11 protein-coding genes are annotated in these 17,637 nt (G+C 64.7%); 2 read left to right on the top strand and 9 right to left on the bottom strand.

All coding sequences use genetic code 11. The features are described from left to right. Both IRZ31_RS12800 and IRZ31_RS12805 read right to left on the bottom strand, forming a co-directional pair. Positions 1–1,724: serine/threonine-protein kinase (locus tag IRZ31_RS12800; RefSeq protein ID WP_297154251.1), on the bottom strand; the 1,724-nt coding region annotated here is incomplete at its 3' end. 824 nt (positions 1,725–2,548) lie between these two features. Next, complete coding sequence (locus IRZ31_RS12805) at positions 2,549–2,713, bottom strand: hypothetical protein (protein WP_223258185.1); 165 nt, start codon at positions 2,711–2,713, stop codon at positions 2,549–2,551. 69 nt (positions 2,714–2,782) lie between these two features. Between IRZ31_RS12805 and IRZ31_RS12810 the strand changes: the two genes are divergently transcribed. Then, on the top strand, positions 2,783–3,094 hold the full coding sequence (locus tag IRZ31_RS12810) for a bifunctional DNA primase/polymerase (RefSeq protein WP_112426814.1): 312 nt from the start codon (positions 2,783–2,785) through the stop codon (positions 3,092–3,094). A 420-nt stretch (positions 3,095–3,514) separates the two neighbouring features. Further along, a complete protein-coding gene (locus tag IRZ31_RS12815; RefSeq protein ID WP_297154255.1) occupies positions 3,515–5,455 on the top strand; it encodes a MutS family DNA mismatch repair protein in 1,941 nt (646 codons plus the stop codon). Between the two features lie 52 nt (positions 5,456–5,507). On the opposite strand, the gene IRZ31_RS12820 is transcribed toward IRZ31_RS12815, so the two are convergent. The 7 genes from IRZ31_RS12820 to IRZ31_RS12850 form a co-directional block, all read right to left on the bottom strand. Continuing rightward, complete coding sequence (locus tag IRZ31_RS12820; protein ID WP_297154257.1) at positions 5,508–7,919, bottom strand: tetratricopeptide repeat protein; 2,412 nt, start codon at positions 7,917–7,919, stop codon at positions 5,508–5,510. 128 nt (positions 7,920–8,047) lie between these two features. Continuing rightward, positions 8,048–8,875 (bottom strand): endonuclease III, encoded by an 828-nt coding sequence (gene nth / locus IRZ31_RS12825; protein WP_297154259.1) that lies wholly within the window; start codon positions 8,873–8,875, stop codon positions 8,048–8,050. A 162-nt stretch (positions 8,876–9,037) separates the two neighbouring features. Beyond that, the gene (locus tag IRZ31_RS12830; protein WP_146747109.1) at positions 9,038–11,092 is read right to left on the bottom strand and encodes a 3'-5' exonuclease; all 2,055 of its coding nucleotides are present in this window, start codon (positions 11,090–11,092) and stop codon (positions 9,038–9,040) included. A 492-nt stretch (positions 11,093–11,584) separates the two neighbouring features. After that, a complete protein-coding gene (locus tag IRZ31_RS12835) occupies positions 11,585–12,985 on the bottom strand; it encodes a GH1 family beta-glucosidase (RefSeq protein WP_112426824.1) in 1,401 nt (466 codons plus the stop codon). A 159-nt stretch (positions 12,986–13,144) separates the two neighbouring features. After that, the gene (locus IRZ31_RS12840) at positions 13,145–14,245 is read right to left on the bottom strand and encodes an ABC transporter permease (RefSeq protein WP_297154263.1); all 1,101 of its coding nucleotides are present in this window, start codon (positions 14,243–14,245) and stop codon (positions 13,145–13,147) included. A 151-nt stretch (positions 14,246–14,396) separates the two neighbouring features. Further along, the gene (locus IRZ31_RS12845; protein WP_297154264.1) at positions 14,397–15,368 is read right to left on the bottom strand and encodes an ABC transporter permease; all 972 of its coding nucleotides are present in this window, start codon (positions 15,366–15,368) and stop codon (positions 14,397–14,399) included. 344 nt (positions 15,369–15,712) lie between these two features. After that, on the bottom strand, positions 15,713–17,422 hold the full coding sequence (locus IRZ31_RS12850; RefSeq protein WP_297154266.1) for an ABC transporter substrate-binding protein: 1,710 nt from the start codon (positions 17,420–17,422) through the stop codon (positions 15,713–15,715). Positions 17,423–17,637 lie beyond the last annotated feature (215 nt).

The following is a 17,637-nucleotide window of genomic DNA, read 5'->3' on the forward strand; positions in this document are numbered from 1 at the left end:
GCGTGGCCGGAGGCGGAGACCTGGCGAGACTGCGATTGGGGCGGCGTTGAGAGCAGGCGAGCGGGAACCAGCAAGCGAGCCGGATCGGCCTGGGCGCCCACGCGAGCGCTCAGCGTATAAGTGCGCTGCAGCGTATGCGTCGCCGGGACAATCTGCACCCTGGCCGAGAGCAGCAGCCCTCGACTCAGTGGCAGCCCGCTCATCAGCAGCAGGGCGGCCAGCAGGATTGCCAGCGAGATCAGCGCCAGTTTTCCCAGGCCGCGCCTGCCCCAGCCCGTCAACCAGGCGAGCGGCGTTCTGCGGGGCGAAGCGGGCAGACCGGTTGTCCCTGCGTCCAGGGCGGCCAGCGCCCGTGTCTGCGCGCCTTCCTGGCTGGCTGGCCGGTCCGTCGGGCGAGGCGAGGGACGAGAGAGGCGCGACGAACCAGAGGGGCGAGCCAGTTCGATGATGCCGGGGCCGCTGGCCTGCACCGCTGATGAGACAAGCGCAGGACCGGTCTGCCGTTCAGGGGTTCCCCGGCCAGCGCCAGAGGCAGGAGGTTGCAGAGTTGGCCCGTAGCCTGATGGGCCGGGTGGCGTCCAGCGCTCCCTGCTCCTCTCCGCGGGAGGCTCAGCCGGTCGCGAGGCAGCCGGCCATCTCCAGTCACTGCCCGGCGAGCCTCTCCCCAGACGCTCCCCCTCATCCGCCGCGGCGAGCCGCGTCTGCAGGTCGGGCGTTCGCGCCCCTGCGGTATCCCAGAGCGGTGACCCGCAGTCCGCATCGTCTTCCGCCGGGCCGGCGCCGGTCTCATCGTCCAGCCCGGCCATCAGCCCCGTCTCGCCGAGATCCTGGCCGGGGCCGGGGCCGCCAAAGGGACGGAAGGCATGCAGCGCGCGCACAAAGCTCGGCACATCGGCATAGCGGTCCGTGCGCTCCTTGGCCAGCCCGCGCAGGATCGCCGCCTCGATCGGGGCCGGCAGATGCGGATTATAGACCCGTGGCGGCTGTGGCTCCTCCTGCGTATGGCGATACATCAGCACCAGAGCATCGTGATCCTCAAAGACGCGGTGGCCGGTCGTCAGCTCATAGGCCAGGCAGGCCAGGGCATAGACATCGCTCTGGCGGGAGACCTGGCCGCGGAACTGCTCGGGGGCCATATAGGCGGGCGTGCCACTCACGCTGGCCTGTTCCAGACTGCGCGAGCCGAGCAAGAAAGCGATCCCGAAATCGGCCAGCAGGGCCTCACCGTGGTCGGTGAAGAGGACATTTTCAGGCTTCAAATCGCGATGGATCACCCCGCGCTCATGGGCATAGTGGAGGGCCTTGCCGACCTGGGCCACAATGGCCAGGGCCTCCTCCAGCGGCAGCGGGCGACCCGAGGCGCGGCGCAGCCGGTCGCGCAGAGAGCCGCCGGCGGCGTAGAGCGTCACCAGATAGGGGAAACCCTCCTCATCGATGCCGGCATCAACCAGCGGCAGAATATGGGGATGGTGCAGTTCTTCCAGCAGGCGGGCCTCTTCGATAAAGCGAGCGCGAATCTCGGGAGAATCGAGAGGAGTGAACAGGCGTTTGAGGGCTACCGGGGGGCGCGACTGCAGAATCAGATGGCGGGCCAGATAGACGGTACTGAAGCCACCACGCCCGAGGCGGCGTAGCAAGAGATAATTGCCGATGCGAGCGCTGGCAGCTTGCTGTCGTGTGATTTCCTGATGCCCGTCCTCGTCAGGCCCCTGATCGCGTGTCATAGACGAAAGCCCTCCCCGGCCTCGTATACGAGCACAGCCAGATAGATAGACAGAGATAGATAGAGAGACAGAGAGGCAGGCAGGCGCTGCCCGAGCGAAGCAGTTGGCTGGCGAACGAGAGGGGCAGAGCCTGGTTCGTCATCGTCTCCTGGTGGCTGCTGGCCGAGCTGCTCTGTTGTCGTTGCAGTTGCGCGAGCGTACAGGATGGAGCAGCCTGGAGCCTGGGCTGTTTGGCCAGGGCAAGGCCGTGCAGAGCCGTGTCGCGTCGTCTGGCCCAGTCCTGGTTATGGCCACGGGAGCGGCCAGGCGGTCAGGAGCGGACAACGATCCGCGCATGCGCCAGTCAGATCAGTCTTGCCTCTCACTTCTCACTATCTTGTAGTATACCACGTACTTTCAGTATCCTCGTGCGGATCGTCCCCTCTGCTGAGGCCCCAATTTGGCATCTGAGAGGCTCGTTTCCCCTCCTCCTTCGCGTCCAGCATACATCGTCTTACGACCTTTCTCGAAACTCGTCTTCTGCAAACCGCAAGGGGCGAGTTTTGAAGAGGCAGCATGGCATTTTCGAGTATACCACAGGCAGTAGCGCTGCGTCCAGAGGCCAATGCGGTCAGAATCCGACCGCATTTCTGGCCAGCCCTCGCCGAGTTTCGAATCAGCCTCTCAAAAAGGCCATATTCACGGCGGACTGCCTCACTCAGCGCTCCCCGCTCGCCATCGGCCCAGGCTGCCCACCGCGCCGGCCCGGTTTCACCATCAGCAGCGGCCCTCTATCGACAAACATATATTTGGAGCATCACGTACAATATAAGTAATCCTTCTGGTTACTGGAAGGCTGCACCCACCGGCTCCGGCGGAGTGGGGGCTCCGCCGGAGAGGCCGGTGTGGGTGGTCGGCAGGGTTGCAAGCGCTCGCGCGCTGATCTTGTCGCCGCCGACGGCCCGATGGTCCTGGCCAGCCAGGCCGGAGGAGAGGAGCAGGAAGGACAAGGGGATGTACCTGCCCTGGTCACTGTTCCATGTGTTCGTCTGCCTCACCCGAGCAAAGGAGCCGCCCCAATGGCGACCTACCTGGAACGTCACGTAGCCATCGACAGGAGCCGCTTGCTGGACTATGCCCTGTCCTACGCGCGGCACGGCTGGCGCGTTGTTCCCCTTTACGAGCGCCTGCCCGACGGGCGTTGTGCCTGCGAGCGTCCGAGCTGCAGCGTGCCGCACCCGCGTGTTCCCACGCTCGCCTGTGCCACCACAGATGAGGAAGAGATCCGCCGCTGGTGGCGCCTGGCTCCGCGGGCGGGCATTGGCGTCGTCATCACAGGCCGGGATGGCAGCGAGACCCTACTTCCCATTCCCGGCACCAGCGGGCCATAGCCAGGCCCGCCCTGATACCCGGCCCTAAGCAAACGGGAGGGCCAGCAACCACAGCTCTACAGGCTGGGCAGGGACGCCCACCCTTTGCAGCGCGTTCCTGGCGAACGAACAACCTCCCGGCCTCCTCTCTTCGTTGCAGAGATCCCTGTCCTCGCTCAGAGGGCGGGGGTCTCTTTCTCTTTCTCTTTCATCGTCAGCCGCTCCGCCAGATCGCTTCCCCCTGTTCCTCCCCTTGCCAGACGCGCTATCATCTGATCAAACGGGAAGCGCGCCCGGGCAGATCCACGCCCGCGGCACGTCCTCCCCTGCGCCGACTCGTGCCAGCCTCTCTTCAGCCACCTGCCTGGTCTGGCCCACCGCGCGCATCGAGGTCGAGTCGGCGGCCATCACAACCCTGACAGATAGAGAGGAGCACCGCCCATGCATCCCGACAAAGCCGCTCGTCTGCGGGCACTGCAGCGACACGAGGAGCGCCTGCAGCGGCGCATCACGCACCTGGACGCGCGCAGCAATCGCTACTCATGGCTGCGCGTCCTCGTCTTCGCCGTTAGCCTGATCAGCGGCCTCGCCCTCGGCCTGGCCCTGCGCTGGTGGCTCGGCCTCCTCAGCGTCGCCCTCGGCCTGATCCTCTTCAGCGTCCTGGTCGCCCAACACCGGCGCCTCGAAAGCCACCTCAGCCGCCTGCGGCTCCTCTCGCGCCTGCTCCACGACCAGCAAGCGCGCCTGCTCGTCGACTGGCAAGCCATCGCCCCCCTCCCTGGTGGGCGTGACCTCTACGACAGCGATGCCACCCATCCCTTCGACCTCGACCTCGACATCAGCGGGCCGCGCTCGCTGCACCGTCTCCTCAACACCGCCACCACCCGCGAGGGGGCCTTGCTCCTCAAGAGCTGGCTGCTAGAGGAAGCCCCCGACCTGGCCACCATCCAGCGCCGGCAAGCCCTGGTCGCCGAACTGACTCCCCTGCGTCTCTTCCGCAACCGGCTCCAGATCGAGGCCCACCTGGCCGGCGGAGCCAGTGGACTGGCGCGCGGCAGCCAGCTTCTGCGTCGGCTCCAGCAAGAGCCGCCCAAAGCCCGGCTCCGGCAGGACCTCACCTACATGGGCAGCCTCAACCTGCTCACCCTGCTGCTGCTGGCCGGGCAGCTCACCCTCCATCTGCCGCCCTGGTGGCTCCTCAGCGCCGCCCTGAGCATCCTCTTCTTCCTCCTGCGGCGCGGCGACGCCGGCGACCTCTTCGACGAAACCTTTGAGCTACAGAGAGCCTGCGCCCAGCTCAGCGCCATCTTCGCCTACCTCGAACGGCGCCACTTCCCACAGCAGCCCCTCGTACAGCAGCTCTGTTGCCCCTTCAGCCAGAGCGAGAGCAACCAGCTCAGTCCGTCCCAGGCCCTGCATCGTCTCTCGCTCCTGCTCAGCCTGGCCTCCTTCGGTCAGAACCTGCTCCTGACCCTGCTGCTCCACCTCGTCACGCCCTGGGAATTCCTCATTGCCCTGCGCCTCGAAGCCTGGAAAGCCCGCCTGCTCCGGCACCTGCCGCGCTGGCTAGAGACCTGGTTTGAGCTAGAGGCTCTCTGCTCCCTGGCCACCTTTGCCGACCTCAACCCCGACTACCACCTGCCTGAGTTCATCCCGCCCGCCGAAGCCGGGACCCCGTTCCTCTACGAAGGCCAGGGGCTGGGCCATCCCCTGCTGCCGCCCGCCAGCAAAGTCGTCAACGACTTCACCCTGCGCCAGATCGGGAGCATCGCCATCATCACCGGCTCCAACATGGCTGGCAAAAGCACCTTCCTGCGCACCGTCGGCATCAACCTGGTCCTGGCCAACGCCGGCGCCCCCGTCGACGCCATCCGCCTGCGCCTGACGCCCCTGCGCCTCTTCGCCTGCATCCGCATCAGCGACGCCCTGACCGAAGGCGCCTCCTATTTCTACGCCGAGGTGCGGCGCCTGCGCGCCCTGCTGGACACAGCCGAACGTCCGTCTTCAGCGCCGCTGCTCTTCCTGATCGACGAAATTTTCCGCGGCACCAACAACCGCGAGCGGCGCCTCGGCAGCCGGGCCTACCTGCGCGCCCTCGCCACCACGGGCCGGCGCTGCGCTGGCCTGGTGGCCACCCATGACCTCGACCTGACGCAGCTCGCTGAAGAAATAGCGGGAATCAACAACTATCACTTTCGCGAGGAAGTGCGTGATGGAGAGATGATCTTTGACTACCGCCTGCGGCCCGGCCCCTGTCCCACCACCAACGCCCTCAAGATCATGCGCCTGCTCGGGCTGCCAGTACCAGAGACGGAGAGCGACCAGGACGACGGCGAGCAGGCAGCCACCCGGCGATCCGCCGACAAAAGCGAGGCCTCCTGAGCTGAAACAAGCATCCATGCAGGGGCCGCGCTGCCTCGCCGTGTCCGCGCGCTCAGCCAGACGACGGCCCGCCAGGAGCCTCCTCCCCGCCCAACGAGCGCGTCTGCGGCCCCTCCTCCAGCGGCGGCAGCGGCTGCGTGCGAGCCGTATCCAGTCTCTGAGTGACTGGAGCCGAGATAGCAGGCGCCTCTTCCCCGGCCAGCAGGGCCGCCCGGGCCTGGGCCGCCTGCTCCAGCGTTGCATCCAGCGCCAGGGCCCGCTCCAGATCGGTCAGGGCCTCCTCACGACGCCCGAGGGCAGCCAGGACCTGGCCGCGGCAGACCAACGCCCAGGCATAGTCTGGTCGCAGGGCCAGAGCCTGAGCCAGGCAGGTCAGCGCCTCCTCGTAGTGGCCCAACAGGCGACAGACCTCACCGCGCTCACCCCAGGCCCGCGCCTCGTGCGGACTGATCGCTAAGGCTCGCTCCAGATCGGCCAGGGCCTGCTCATAAGCGCCGCGCAGGCGACAGACCTCGGCCCGATGCACCAGCGCCCAGACATAGCCCTCATCCAGAGCAAGCGCGCGCTCAAAATCCTGCAGCGCCTCCTCATAGCGTCCCAGGCGGGTATAGACCTGGCCGCGACTGGCCCAGGAACGCGCATCGAGCGGATTGAGCGTCACCACCCGCGTCAGATCCTCCAGCGCCTCACTGTAGCGGCGCAGGCGGCGCAAGACACGCGAGCGCTCTACAAAAGCCCACAGATTCGTCTCATCCAGCGCAATGGCCTGACTGAGATCGACGAGCGCCTCCGTATAGGCCTGGCGGTAGCGCTGCACACGCCCACGGAAAAAGAAGGCCGCAGCCCGCGCCCGCGGCGGTAGCTCGGCGATCTGGCAGAGCCGATCAAAGAGGCGCAACCCCGTTGCCCAGTCGCCTTCCTCCATCGCTCGCAGCCCGGCCTGCATCAGTTCCAACAGCTCGCGCTGCTCGCGCTCCAGCGTCCGGCGGACCTCCTCCAGGGCGGCCATCTCCACCAGGCGGGCCGCAAAGCGGCGATCCTGGTAGAGCGCCTGCATAAAGCAGCTCAGCAGCGCGTTCCAGCCGCTGTGGAGGTCGGCCAGCAGCCCGTGATAGAGAGTGTTGAGCGTTCCCTCCTGCCAGCGAGCCGCCTGCCAGTGCTCCTGTCCATCAGCGTAGAGCGCCTCCAGTTGCTGGCGGTAGAAGGTCGCCAGGCAACCCTGGAGCTCGCGATAGCCGACCGGACTGCGGCGGCGCAGATACTCCAGCATCATGCGTCGAACCACCGAATGGTAGCGCCAGCCCTCGCCGCGCTCGCTGACAAACGGCAGCGCAATCAACCAGCTAAAGACGCGCTCCACATGGGGAGCCTGCTCGCCCAGGGCGCAGCGCAGCAGGCAGGCCAGCACATCGCGATTGAGCACCCGTGGCAGCGCCCCCAACAGGGCCGCCTCCCGCAGGACTGGATCGTGCACCCAGCGCAGAAAACGCTCGACCATATCCCCCGCCGGCAGCACCGCATAGGAAGCCCCCCCACTCTCACGCGGCGCCGCCAGCCAGCTCATCAGGACTGGCAGCCGGCCCGAGACCTCGATAATCTCCTGGCGCCGCAGCGGATCGCGCACATGGTAGAGATCCAGAAAGGCCTCGGCCTCCTCCTCCGTGAAGACATCCAGGCGAATCACGCGCGTCACCCCGCGCAAGACGCCCCACTCGTTATCTAGCGGATCACGCCCGGCCAGCACCAGGCGGATACGCCCCGACGGCCTATACTCGGGCAGGCGCAGTAACCACCAGAAGAGAGCCGGGCGCGTCGCCTCCAGATTATCGAGACAGAGCAGCACCGGCCAGCGCTCGGCGATCCGATTGAGATCGGCAAAGAAGAGCTGGCTGAGGACGTGCTCCGGCTCGCGCAGCAGCTCGATCTCCTCGCGATTGCCCAGCTTACGCAGCAGATAGCGCCCCCACTCGCTGGCCAGTTCCTCGACCTCCTCCAGCGACAGATAGGAAAAGGCGGGGCCAACCACCGGTAGCATTTCGCCGGCCACAAAGGCCAGGCGTAGCAGCATACGCACCGACAGGCCCCCCTGGCCGCGCGGCGCCTGGGGATCATTCTCAATCTCATGCAAGCGCTGGTAGTAGAGGCGATGACGATCTTCAAAGGCTTTGAGGCGCAAACCGTGCTGATCGAACTGAGCGGCCAGATGACCTAAGACGGCCAACACATCACGCTGGCGCTCGTCGCACTCGGCGACCAGAAAGCCCAGCTCACGGGCCATAGCCTGGAAGCGCCGCAGCAGCGTCGTCTTGCCAACGCCGGCCTGGCCAGTGAGATAAAAGATGAGCGTGCGCGGCGGCACGCGACGGAGCTCCTCCAGAAAGAGCGTCAGCTCCTGCTCGCGTCCCACAAAGCGCTCGTTCTCGCTCTGATGAATAATCTGGCTCCAGTCCTGGCCTAACGCCATCAGTTCGCTCCTTGCATACAGAATCAGCTATCAGCGCGGGCCAGTGTTGTGCTCCCCCGCTCCGGCTTTGCTGCCCTCCCGAACAGCCGAAGCCAAAGTCGGAGCGCATCGGCAGCCTGTAGCGCTCGCTAGTGATCCTCCGCCGAAGAAGGATCGGCAGCGGCCTGCGCGGGTTCCGTCTCCTCTTCGGCGACCAGGCCGCCTGCATAGCGGCACTCGTTTAGTAAAGGACAGCCAGGACAGCGCGGGCGCTGCGCCAGGCAGACGCGCCGTCCGTGGCGAATCAGATTGACATGCAGGGGATAGACCCAGGCCGGGGGCGTCATCTGAGCCAGAAGCAGATGGGCCTGCTCGGCGCTCACCTGCGGCCCGAGCAAGCCCAGGCGGCGCGCCACCCGATGCACGTGCGTATCGACCGGCATCACCGGCCAGCCCAACGCGAACAACAGCACGCAAGCCGCCGTCTTTGGTCCCACGCCTGGCAGCTTCTGCAAATACTCCCAGGCTTCCAACGGCTGGCGGCGCTGCAGCTCGGCAGACAAGAAAGCCTCCAACGTCCCCGTCTCGGTCGCAGGCGGCGAGGGCTGAGCCTGGGCCTGGGCCACCTGCTGGCGCGCCAGCTCAGCCAGCACCTCCTGAATACGGCGGGCCTTCACATTGGCCAGGCCGCCACAGCGAATGACCGCCGCCACCTGCTCACTCGGGACAGCAAGCAGCTCCTCCCACGAAGGGAAAGCGGCCCGCAACTGCCTGTAGGCCCGCTCCGAATTAGTATCCGAGGTATGCTGCGACAGAATCGTCCCCACCAGCTCCCCCAATGGCTCGCCCGAGGGCCGCCAGACAGGCTCACCATAGACCTCCAGGAGTCGCCGGTAGACACGCGCCAGGTGCGCCGGTGGCCGCCCCTCGCCGCTGGCAGGCTGCGACCCTGGGACAGCCGCATCAGACAACATCATCTTCTGAGAAACCCACCTCCAGGAGACTGCCGACAGCCGTTCGCCACAGCGAGACCAGGCTGTCTTTCGTTGTATTCTAGTATACCGCCCGCCATACAGCAACCGCCGCCCCGGGCCGACTTGCCGTCTTCTCACGGGGCCAGATGCAGGCCCTGCGCAGGCTCAGGCCAGGTTCCAATAGGCGGCATCGAAGCCCTCCAGCAAAGGCGAGGAAGCCTCTGAGGGCACCACCACCAGCAAGGCCCGCATCGCTCGCGTCATCCCCACAAAGAGCGTCCGTCGATCGATGGCCTGCAGCTCGCTCTGCTCCTCGGCGCTCAGAGCCGACAGAGCGCTTCGCGGCCAGCTTCCATCAGTGAAGCCGGCCAGCGCCACCACCGGAAACTCCAGGCCCTTCGCCGACGGCAGGGTCAGCACCTTCACCCCTGCCGCCTCCAGGTCCAGCTCATGGCTGCGCATAAAACGGGCTGGCAGGCCCTGGGCTTGCAGATCCTCCGCCAGGAGGCGACCGGCCCGCACCGTCGGCGTCAGCACGGCGCAGGCCCCAATTCCCAGCCGCAGCTCGTGGGCCGCCGCCGGCAGGAAGCGCCGCAGGAGATCGACCTCCTCAGCCCGCGAAGCCACGCGTCGCAGGGCCGGCACCGGCCCGCTATGCACATAGCGCCGCTCGCCCGACTCGCTCTCCAGCTCGCCTGACTCCTGGGCCTGCAAATAGGCCCGTGCCGCCTCGGCGATCTCGCGCGTCGAACGATAATTGACCGTCAAGACCGAGGTACGCCCGCGAAAGCGCAGCAACTCATGGACCTCCGTCCAGGCAAAACCGCTGCCATAGATCGACTGATTCGCATCCGCCGTAATGAAGAGCAGCCGCGGATCGCGGCAGAGCAAGACCAGCAGACGCAAGGCCGCCGGATCAAGATCCTGAGCCTCATCGATCAGCACCGCATCGTAGCAAGGTGGGAACCATCCAGCCGCGGCACACTCCGCCGCACGGACCCGCATCTGTTGCCAGGTCTCCTTACCCCGCAGACGGACCAGGGCCACAAAGCGCTCATAGAGCGCCCACACCGCCCGGCGCTGCAGCGGCGAAAGCGCCACCCGCCGGCCCGGGCGCGGCGCCCGCAAATACGCCTCCAGCGAAGGGATCTGACGCGCCAGAATGACCTGCGTCAACTCGCGCCGCAGGTACTCTGCCCCGAGCTGCGACAGAGCCTGACGCTGCGCCCGCTGCTGAGCCGGCGACCCTGTGAAACACACCGTCTCCAGGGCCTGCGCAAAGAGCTGCTGCTCCTCCTGCGGCGTCAGCGGCCTGGGAGGCTCCCCCAGACTGCTGAGAAGCTGAAAGATCAGACGATCTGCTGTCTGCACCTCTACACAGCCTAGATCAACCCCTGGCAACTGACGCAGCAGTTGTTCACTTGAACGCACCAGCGCATTCGTATAGGTTGTAAACAGCAGGCGCGCCTCTTCCCGCCCCTGACGGCGCAGCTCCTCCTGGATGGCCCGCACGCGATAGAGCGCAATCATACTCTTCCCTGTGCCCGGGCCCCCCTTGAGCAGCGTCGGCCCACCCGAGTGCAGGCCACGCCGCACAAAGGTCTCCTGCTCCGGCGAGAGGTGCAGCAAAAAACCGACCAGCTCCCCCTGGCGATACCGCAGCAGATCCTCGACATCGCTCAGCAGATAGTCGGGCTGCTGGAGCACCGAGACCAGGGGCCGCTCAAACATATGTTGATCGATCAGCAGCAAATACTCATCGGGCACCCCCGGGCAATCCAGCAAGTCCTCCTGAGTTGTCAGGGGCAGCAGGCGAGCATGAAAGGCCGGCGGCACCCCCAGGCGGCTGAGCAGCTCGGGTGTGATCGGCTCGGGCAGCGCGCGCTTGGGTGGCGGCTGAGGGGCCAGCCAGCGCTCCCAGTAGGCCGGGGCTGACTGCGCAGCCGTCTGCCGCTCCTCCTCAGCGGCCCCTTCGGCGGCGGCCACCAGCGCGAGGGCCGCCGTCCCATCCGGGACAGCAGCGTCCAGCTCGCCGTCGTAAGTTGCCTGATCGCGCCGGCGCAGAGCCAGTACACAGATATATGGGCGCTTCAGGGTGTAGAAAATGCGAAAAACCCCGCAGCGCAAGCGATAGACCGGTATTCCCATATGGCGCACCTGACAGCGCGTGTGGCCATCGGGATAGGGGTCGATCAAAAGGAGATTGAGCTTTTCGATCACCAGGCGGATCTCTTTGGGAGAGAGAGTTTGTAATGCGCGAAGAAATTCAGGTTTTTGCAAGAGACACCAATCACCAGCGGCCATCAGCGTACCCTCCAACAAACGCACCCCGCGGGGCGACTACCTGGCAGCCAACTTCTTTATATCAATGTATATTACCATTATTTCCACTGGAAATAAAACGCGCCCAAGTCACAGATTTAGCAGGTAGCTCCACGGCAGCCAATCCCTGAAGGAGAGGCCGCTCACCTCCCGACGGAAGAAGAGGAGAGGACGCGCGCCAGGAATATCCATCAGCAGTGCAGGAAGCAAGCGCTCAGGGAGAGGGAGGCCCAGCCCTGCCCTCGTCTTGAGAGTCTGGGCTGGGCCTCTGGGGAGGGAAAGCAAGCACAGGGACAGAATGAACCATCTGGCCTGTCCCCGCCGGTTGCGCTCACCGCGCGGGCAACAGGAGCGGCAGAGCAGGCAGGCGCCTGTTATCCTCCGCCGGACTCAGCAGCAGCGCGAGCGAGCGTGAAAAGACTGCAGCAGGGCCGCATACCAGTGAGCGCTCTCCTTCATCACACGCCGCTGCGAGGCATAATCAACATAGACAATGCCGAAGCGCTTACGGTAGCCCTCGGCCCACTCGAAATTATCGAGCAGGGACCAGACGAAATAGCCACAGAGCGGCGCCCCCTGCTCCAGAGCCTCGGCACAGGCATTGATATACGATGCCAGGTAAGCCACACGACGCGGGTCGTGGACCGTCTCGCCTCCATCCCACTCATCGGGGAAAGCCGCCCCATTTTCCGTCACATAGAGCCGCTGCACTGGATACTCGCGGCTCACATCGAGCAGGAGATCACGCAGGCCCTGGGGGAAGATCTCCCAGGCCATATCAGTATAACAGGCATTGGGGACAGGCGAGACCGTTCGACACTGATCGGCCAGCGGCGGCTCCGGCGAACCGCGCACCAGCATGCGGGAATAGTTATTGACCCCGAGAAAATCGAGAGGGGCCGCAATCAGCTCCAGATCGCCCTCCTCGATGGGCGGCGGATTGAGGCCCAAAGCCGCAAAGAGGCCCTCGGGATAGCACCCGCGGTAGAGCGGATCAAGGAACCAGCGATTTGAGAACGCATGGGCCAGAGCCACATCGCGCTGCGTCTCCGGGCGTTCATCGGCGCCATAGACCTTCACCAGCACCTGAGCTGTGCCGATCTGTGCCTGCGCGGGCAAGATCGCCCGCATGCGGGGCAGGGCCAACCCGTGCGCCAGCAAGAGATGATGCGCGGCATCGACCGCCGCCTGACGATCGCGCAGGCCCGGCGCGTGCACGCCAATCCCGTAGCCCAGATAGGCGCTACACCACGGCTCATTGAGCGTCATCCAATGCAAGACGCGATCGCCAAGCCGGCGCGCCACCACCTCCGCGTAGTCGGCGAAGGCGTAAGCTGTCGAGCGTGCCCGCCAGCCGCCCTCGTGTTCCAGGGCCGAAGGCAGGTCCCAATGATAGAGCGTAACAAACGGCTGAATGCCCGCTTCCAGCAGCGCATCGACCAGGCGATCATAGAAATCCAGGCCCGCCTGATTCACCAGGCCACGCCCCTCGGGCAGTACCCGCGGCCAGGCGATTGAAAAGCGGTAGGCATTCAAGCCCAGGCGCGCCATCAGAGCCACATCCTCGCGATAGCGATGGTAATGATCCGCGGCCTGAGCGCCGCTCTGGCCATCGACAACCCTGCCCGGCGTCGCCGAAAAATCATCCCAGATCGAAGGGCCGCGGCCATCCTCAGCGACCGCCCCCTCCACCTGATACGAAGAAGTCGCGGCTCCCCAGAAGAAGCCAGTGGGGAAGCGTGCAGCCAGGTCCTCAACCGCCTGGAATGAGACAGTGGGGATACTCGTCATGCGTTCTCCTGTTCTCTATCCTCTCGGGAATGATGGTCTCTCAAGCAAGAGAGTAAGCGACCAGCCGGCGGCGTCGAGAGAGAGGCCCTGGCCTCGCCCGGACGGAGAGAGTAGGCCCGCCACGGCAGAGGCCAGGGCCGGGCAGCGCGACACCCACCGCTAGCCGAGACTACGCGAGGCACCGAAAGGGGCCGTGCCCGTTCCAGAGCCGACGCCCGTCCCAGCGGAGCGCGACAGCATCTGCCGCAGCAGGCGCTTGCTGGGCCGCGCCTCACTGCGCAGGCGAGGATTGGCCACCTCATCGATGCCGAAATTGATCAAAGCCAGGCCGGCCCCCAGCAGGGCGATACAGAGGCCCGGGGCCGCGAACCACCACCAGGCCCCCAGCAGCAAGGCATCATTATTCTGGGCCCAGTAGAACATCGTGCCCCAGTCGACCACCGTCACATCGCCCAGGCCCAGGAACTCCAGGCCGGCGGCAGCCAGAATCACGTAGATCGCCGTGCTCACGAAACCGGCGGCCACAATAGCGATCTCATTCGGGAAAATCTCAAAGAAGATAATGCGCCAGGTCGACTCACCGCTGGAGCGGGCCGCCTCCACAAAATCGCGCCGGCGCAGCGACAACGTCTGCGCGCGCAGCACCCGCGCCTGATAGGCCCAGCTCGTCAGAGTGATCACCGCGGCCACCGTCAACGGCCCCTTAAAGGGCACATAGGCGGCCAGCAGCACCGCCAGCGGGAAGCTCGGCAGCACCAGAAAGACATTGATCAGCAGCGAGAGCACCTCATCGACGATCCCTCCCAGGTAGCCGGCGCACAAGCCGACCAGCACCGAGATGGTGGTCACCACCAGGCCCGTCGCCAGCCCCCAGAGAATCGAGACCCGCGTGCCCACCACCAACTGACTAAAGATGTCCTGGCCGGTCTGCGTCGTCCCCAGCCAGTGGCTGGGCGATGGCGGCACCAGCACATCGTTCGACAAGGCGCTCGGGTCCGTATGGATAAAAAACGGCCCAAAGATCGCCACCAGGAAGAAGAAGCCCACAATGCACATCCCCACCATCGCCTTGCGATTGAGCGTAAAGATGCGCCATAGACTCATCCAGGGCCGCTCAGACACTGGAGTCGGGGCCAGTGCCGGGCTGGCCTTGCCAGCTCCAGCCGACACGGCGTCCAGCGCCGCGCCCGTCCTTGCTCCCGGCTGCAGCTCGCTGGCCGACGTGGCCGCTGGCTCTGGCGATTGAGGTAGCATAGCCATGATCGATCACTCCTTCTCTCTGTCTTCGATCTCTCAGCGCTGCTCAGGTCTGGGTCAGGGCCGGGCTGCCTGCCGTTCGTCCGCGGCCACGGAGCCGCCAACTGACCTCAGCGACAGACCACCTGTCACAGCCTGTCGATCGCCAGCGACGCTAGCGCACCCGTGGATCCAGTACCAGATAAGCCAGGTCCGCCAGGAAATTGGCGCCCAGCACGGCCAGCGCGATCAGCAGGAAAATGCCCTGCAGCAAGGGATAATCGGAATTCTGCGCGGCCTGCAGCAAGGCGAAGCCCACGCCAGGGTAAGAGAAAACCACCTCGGTCAAGAGCGAGCCAGCCACCACAAAACCAAGCGAGAGGGCGAAGCCGGTCACATTCGGCAGAATAGCATTGCGGGCCGCATAGGAGAACATCACGCGGCGCTCCTTGAGGCCCTTGGCCTCGGCCAGCAAGACATAGTCCTCGGTCAGGGTGGTAATCATGGCGTTGCGCATCCCGAGCATCCAGCCGGCGACCGAGGCCAGGACAATCGTGAAGCCGGGCAGCAGGGCATGGTTGAGCGCGCTCAGCAAGAAATCCGGTGTCAGCGCGACCGTCAAGGACGTATCGTAGCCGCCGTTCACCGGGAACCATCTCAACGTGTAGGCCAAGAGATAGAGCGCAATCAGAGCCAGCCAGAAGTAGGGAATAGCCGAGAAAAACGTCAAGAAAGGTGGTAGAATATTATCCAGAAACGAGCCGCGTCTCCAGGCGATAAAGACGCCGATCAGCGACCCCAGTGCAAAGCTGATCAGCACGGAGGTGCCGACCAGGGCCAGCGTCCAGGGTAGCTCTTGAGCCAGGACCGTGGCCACGGGCGTCGGGAAGTACGTAAAAGAGGTTCCGAGATTGCCGTGGAGCAGATCCCCCAGGTACTGAATATATTGCATCCAGAGCGGATCGTGAGAGATACCAAACTGCAGCTCCAGAGCATGAATGGCCTGGGGCGTCATCCGTCCCTGGAAGCGGGCCATCAGCGCGCCAGCCGGATCACCCGGGATCAAGCGCGGAATAACGAAATTCAAGGTAATCGAGGCCCACAGGGCCACCAGGTAGAAGCCAAGGCGGCGCAGTAAATGCCTCATTCTGGGTCCCCTTTCCTCCCAGTCGAGAGAGGCAGCAGTGCCGTACGCAGCCGGCAAAGCGACGGTGTAGCGGTGAGCGCTTACCAGCCGCCGAGAGCGTCGGCGGGCGCTGCCATGCCGGGTGTTGGCCAAAGTTGTTCCTTATTAGATTAGGAAAGCAAACCCGCTTGCCTGTCCGTTACCCATGCAAGTCCATTGCCATCGAACGAAATGGAGCAACATCGGAGTCAGCGCCGAAGGCCTGTGGTTGGCCCCGGGCCGGGCCGGGCCGAGCCGAGCCGATGCGGAGGGAGGTGAGAGAGCCGCACCCGATCGGCCCCCTCACCTCGCCTACGCACGGGGTTTCAGGCAACGGGCTTCAAATTCAAGGCCACCACTTCGGCATCGGGGAAGTCGAAGGGAGCCGGGGAAGCGTATGCATTGTTCGTATCCGGCCAGCCGGTGAAATTGCGGCTGCTATACTCGTACCAGGTTGCTCCGTAGACCAGCGGAATGCTCGGCAGCTGCTCCACCATGATCTGCTGCAGACCATAGAGCGCCTGCTGCTGCTGCGCCTGGTCGGTGGTTGTCGCGTACTGGGCCAGCAGCTTATCAGTCGTCGGGTCCATCCAGCGCTCCCAGTTGGAGGCTGCTGGCTTCCCAAGCGGGGCACTGTTGCTGCTATTGAGCAGCGAATTATACAGGTAGAAAGGCGTCGGTCCCGGGTTGGTCCAGGAGATCGCCATATCGTAGCTGCCCATCTGCAGAGCGCTGAAGTAGGCATTGAAGGAAATCGAATTCACCTTCGCATCGATGCCGATCGCCTTCAGATCGCTGGCGATGATCTGCACCGCTGTCACCCAGTCGGTCCAGCCGGTCACCACATCGATCTGGAACGACAGCTTCTTGCCGCTGCTGTCGACATAGATGCCGTCCGACCCTTTATGGAAGCCAGCGCTTGCCAGCAGCTGCTGGGACTGATTGGGGTCCTTAGCGAAGGAGACATTAGCGTACTTCGGATTGAGGAAGCTCTGGTTCTCCGGCAGGACCAGACCGGTGGGGCTGGCCACTGGCTCGTAGCCGCTCTCGGCTACCTTATAAATCTGCTCGCGATCGATCGCCGCGCTAATGGCCTGGCGTACCGCCAGCTGGTTGAACGGGGCCTTCGCCGTATTCAAATACAGCATCACAATGTTGCGGTTGGGGAACCAATAATGATTATGGGCCGGGTCCTTGGCAACATAGGTCTGCTGGATATTGGGCGTATAGAGGCCCGTCCAATCGACATCACCGCGGCTGAGCAGCAGCTCGGCGCTGGTATTCGAATCGAAAGCCGGATAGCGGATCTCATCGACGGCAGGCTTACCGGGCTGCCAGTAATTCGGATTCTTCTTGAGCGTAATCAGCTGCGGCGTGAAGGACTTCAACATGAAGGGGCCAGTGCCGACAGGATTGGCGTCGACGAACTTGGTCGGATCGCCGGCGCTGGCATACTCATGCTTTGAGACGATCCAGGTCTGACCAGCCAGATACCAGAGGATGGGCGTATAGGGGGCCTTCAAAGTGACGGTCACCGTCTGATCATCGGAGGCCTGGACGCTCTGGAGATACTGCCAGAGGCCATTGGTATCCGCTGCCGGGTACTGCTTGAGCATCTGCAGTGTAAAGACCACGTCTGCCGACGTGAACGGCTGGCCATCGGACCACTTCACGCCAGGGCGCAGGTGGAAGGTCAGGGTCTTGGCATCGCTGGAGAAATCGTAGCTCTGCGCCAGCCAGGGCGTGATCTGGCTATTCATGCGATTGAAGAAGAGCAGGGTCTCATAGATCATGCCCTGCGAACCGTAGTTCGCAGTAGCCGAGTAAGGGCTAAAGCCGTTGGTGAAGTCACCTTTAGGGCTAGGCACGACCGTCAGCACGTGAGTCTTATTGGACGAGCTGCTAGAGCCGCCCTGACCACAGGCAGCCAGCAGGAGCAGCAAGCTCAACGCCAGCAGCGAGAGCACAGCGCGCCCCAGGCCCGCCGCGGAGCCAGGTCGTGGTGAAGAACGAGTGAGGCCGGTCTTATCGCACATGAGCGTACCTCCTTGGAAAGCGAATCGGACGTCGATTGAGCGAACGAAGCGTCGTCTCGTCGCGGTCGGCACTGGACCAGCCAGCCCTCCTGATCGGATGGCAAACCCGAGTTGCACCTGAACTCATCTGATCGCTTCCGGCACCAGTCCCCAGATCAGCCGGATCTGAGGCTGCCGCCAGTCCTTCTCGGCGCTGTCCGTCGGTCTGCTGGCGG

This window comes from Thermogemmatispora sp., from assembly GCF_019683635.1.
Classification (GTDB): Bacteria; Chloroflexota; Ktedonobacteria; order Ktedonobacterales; family Ktedonobacteraceae; genus Thermogemmatispora.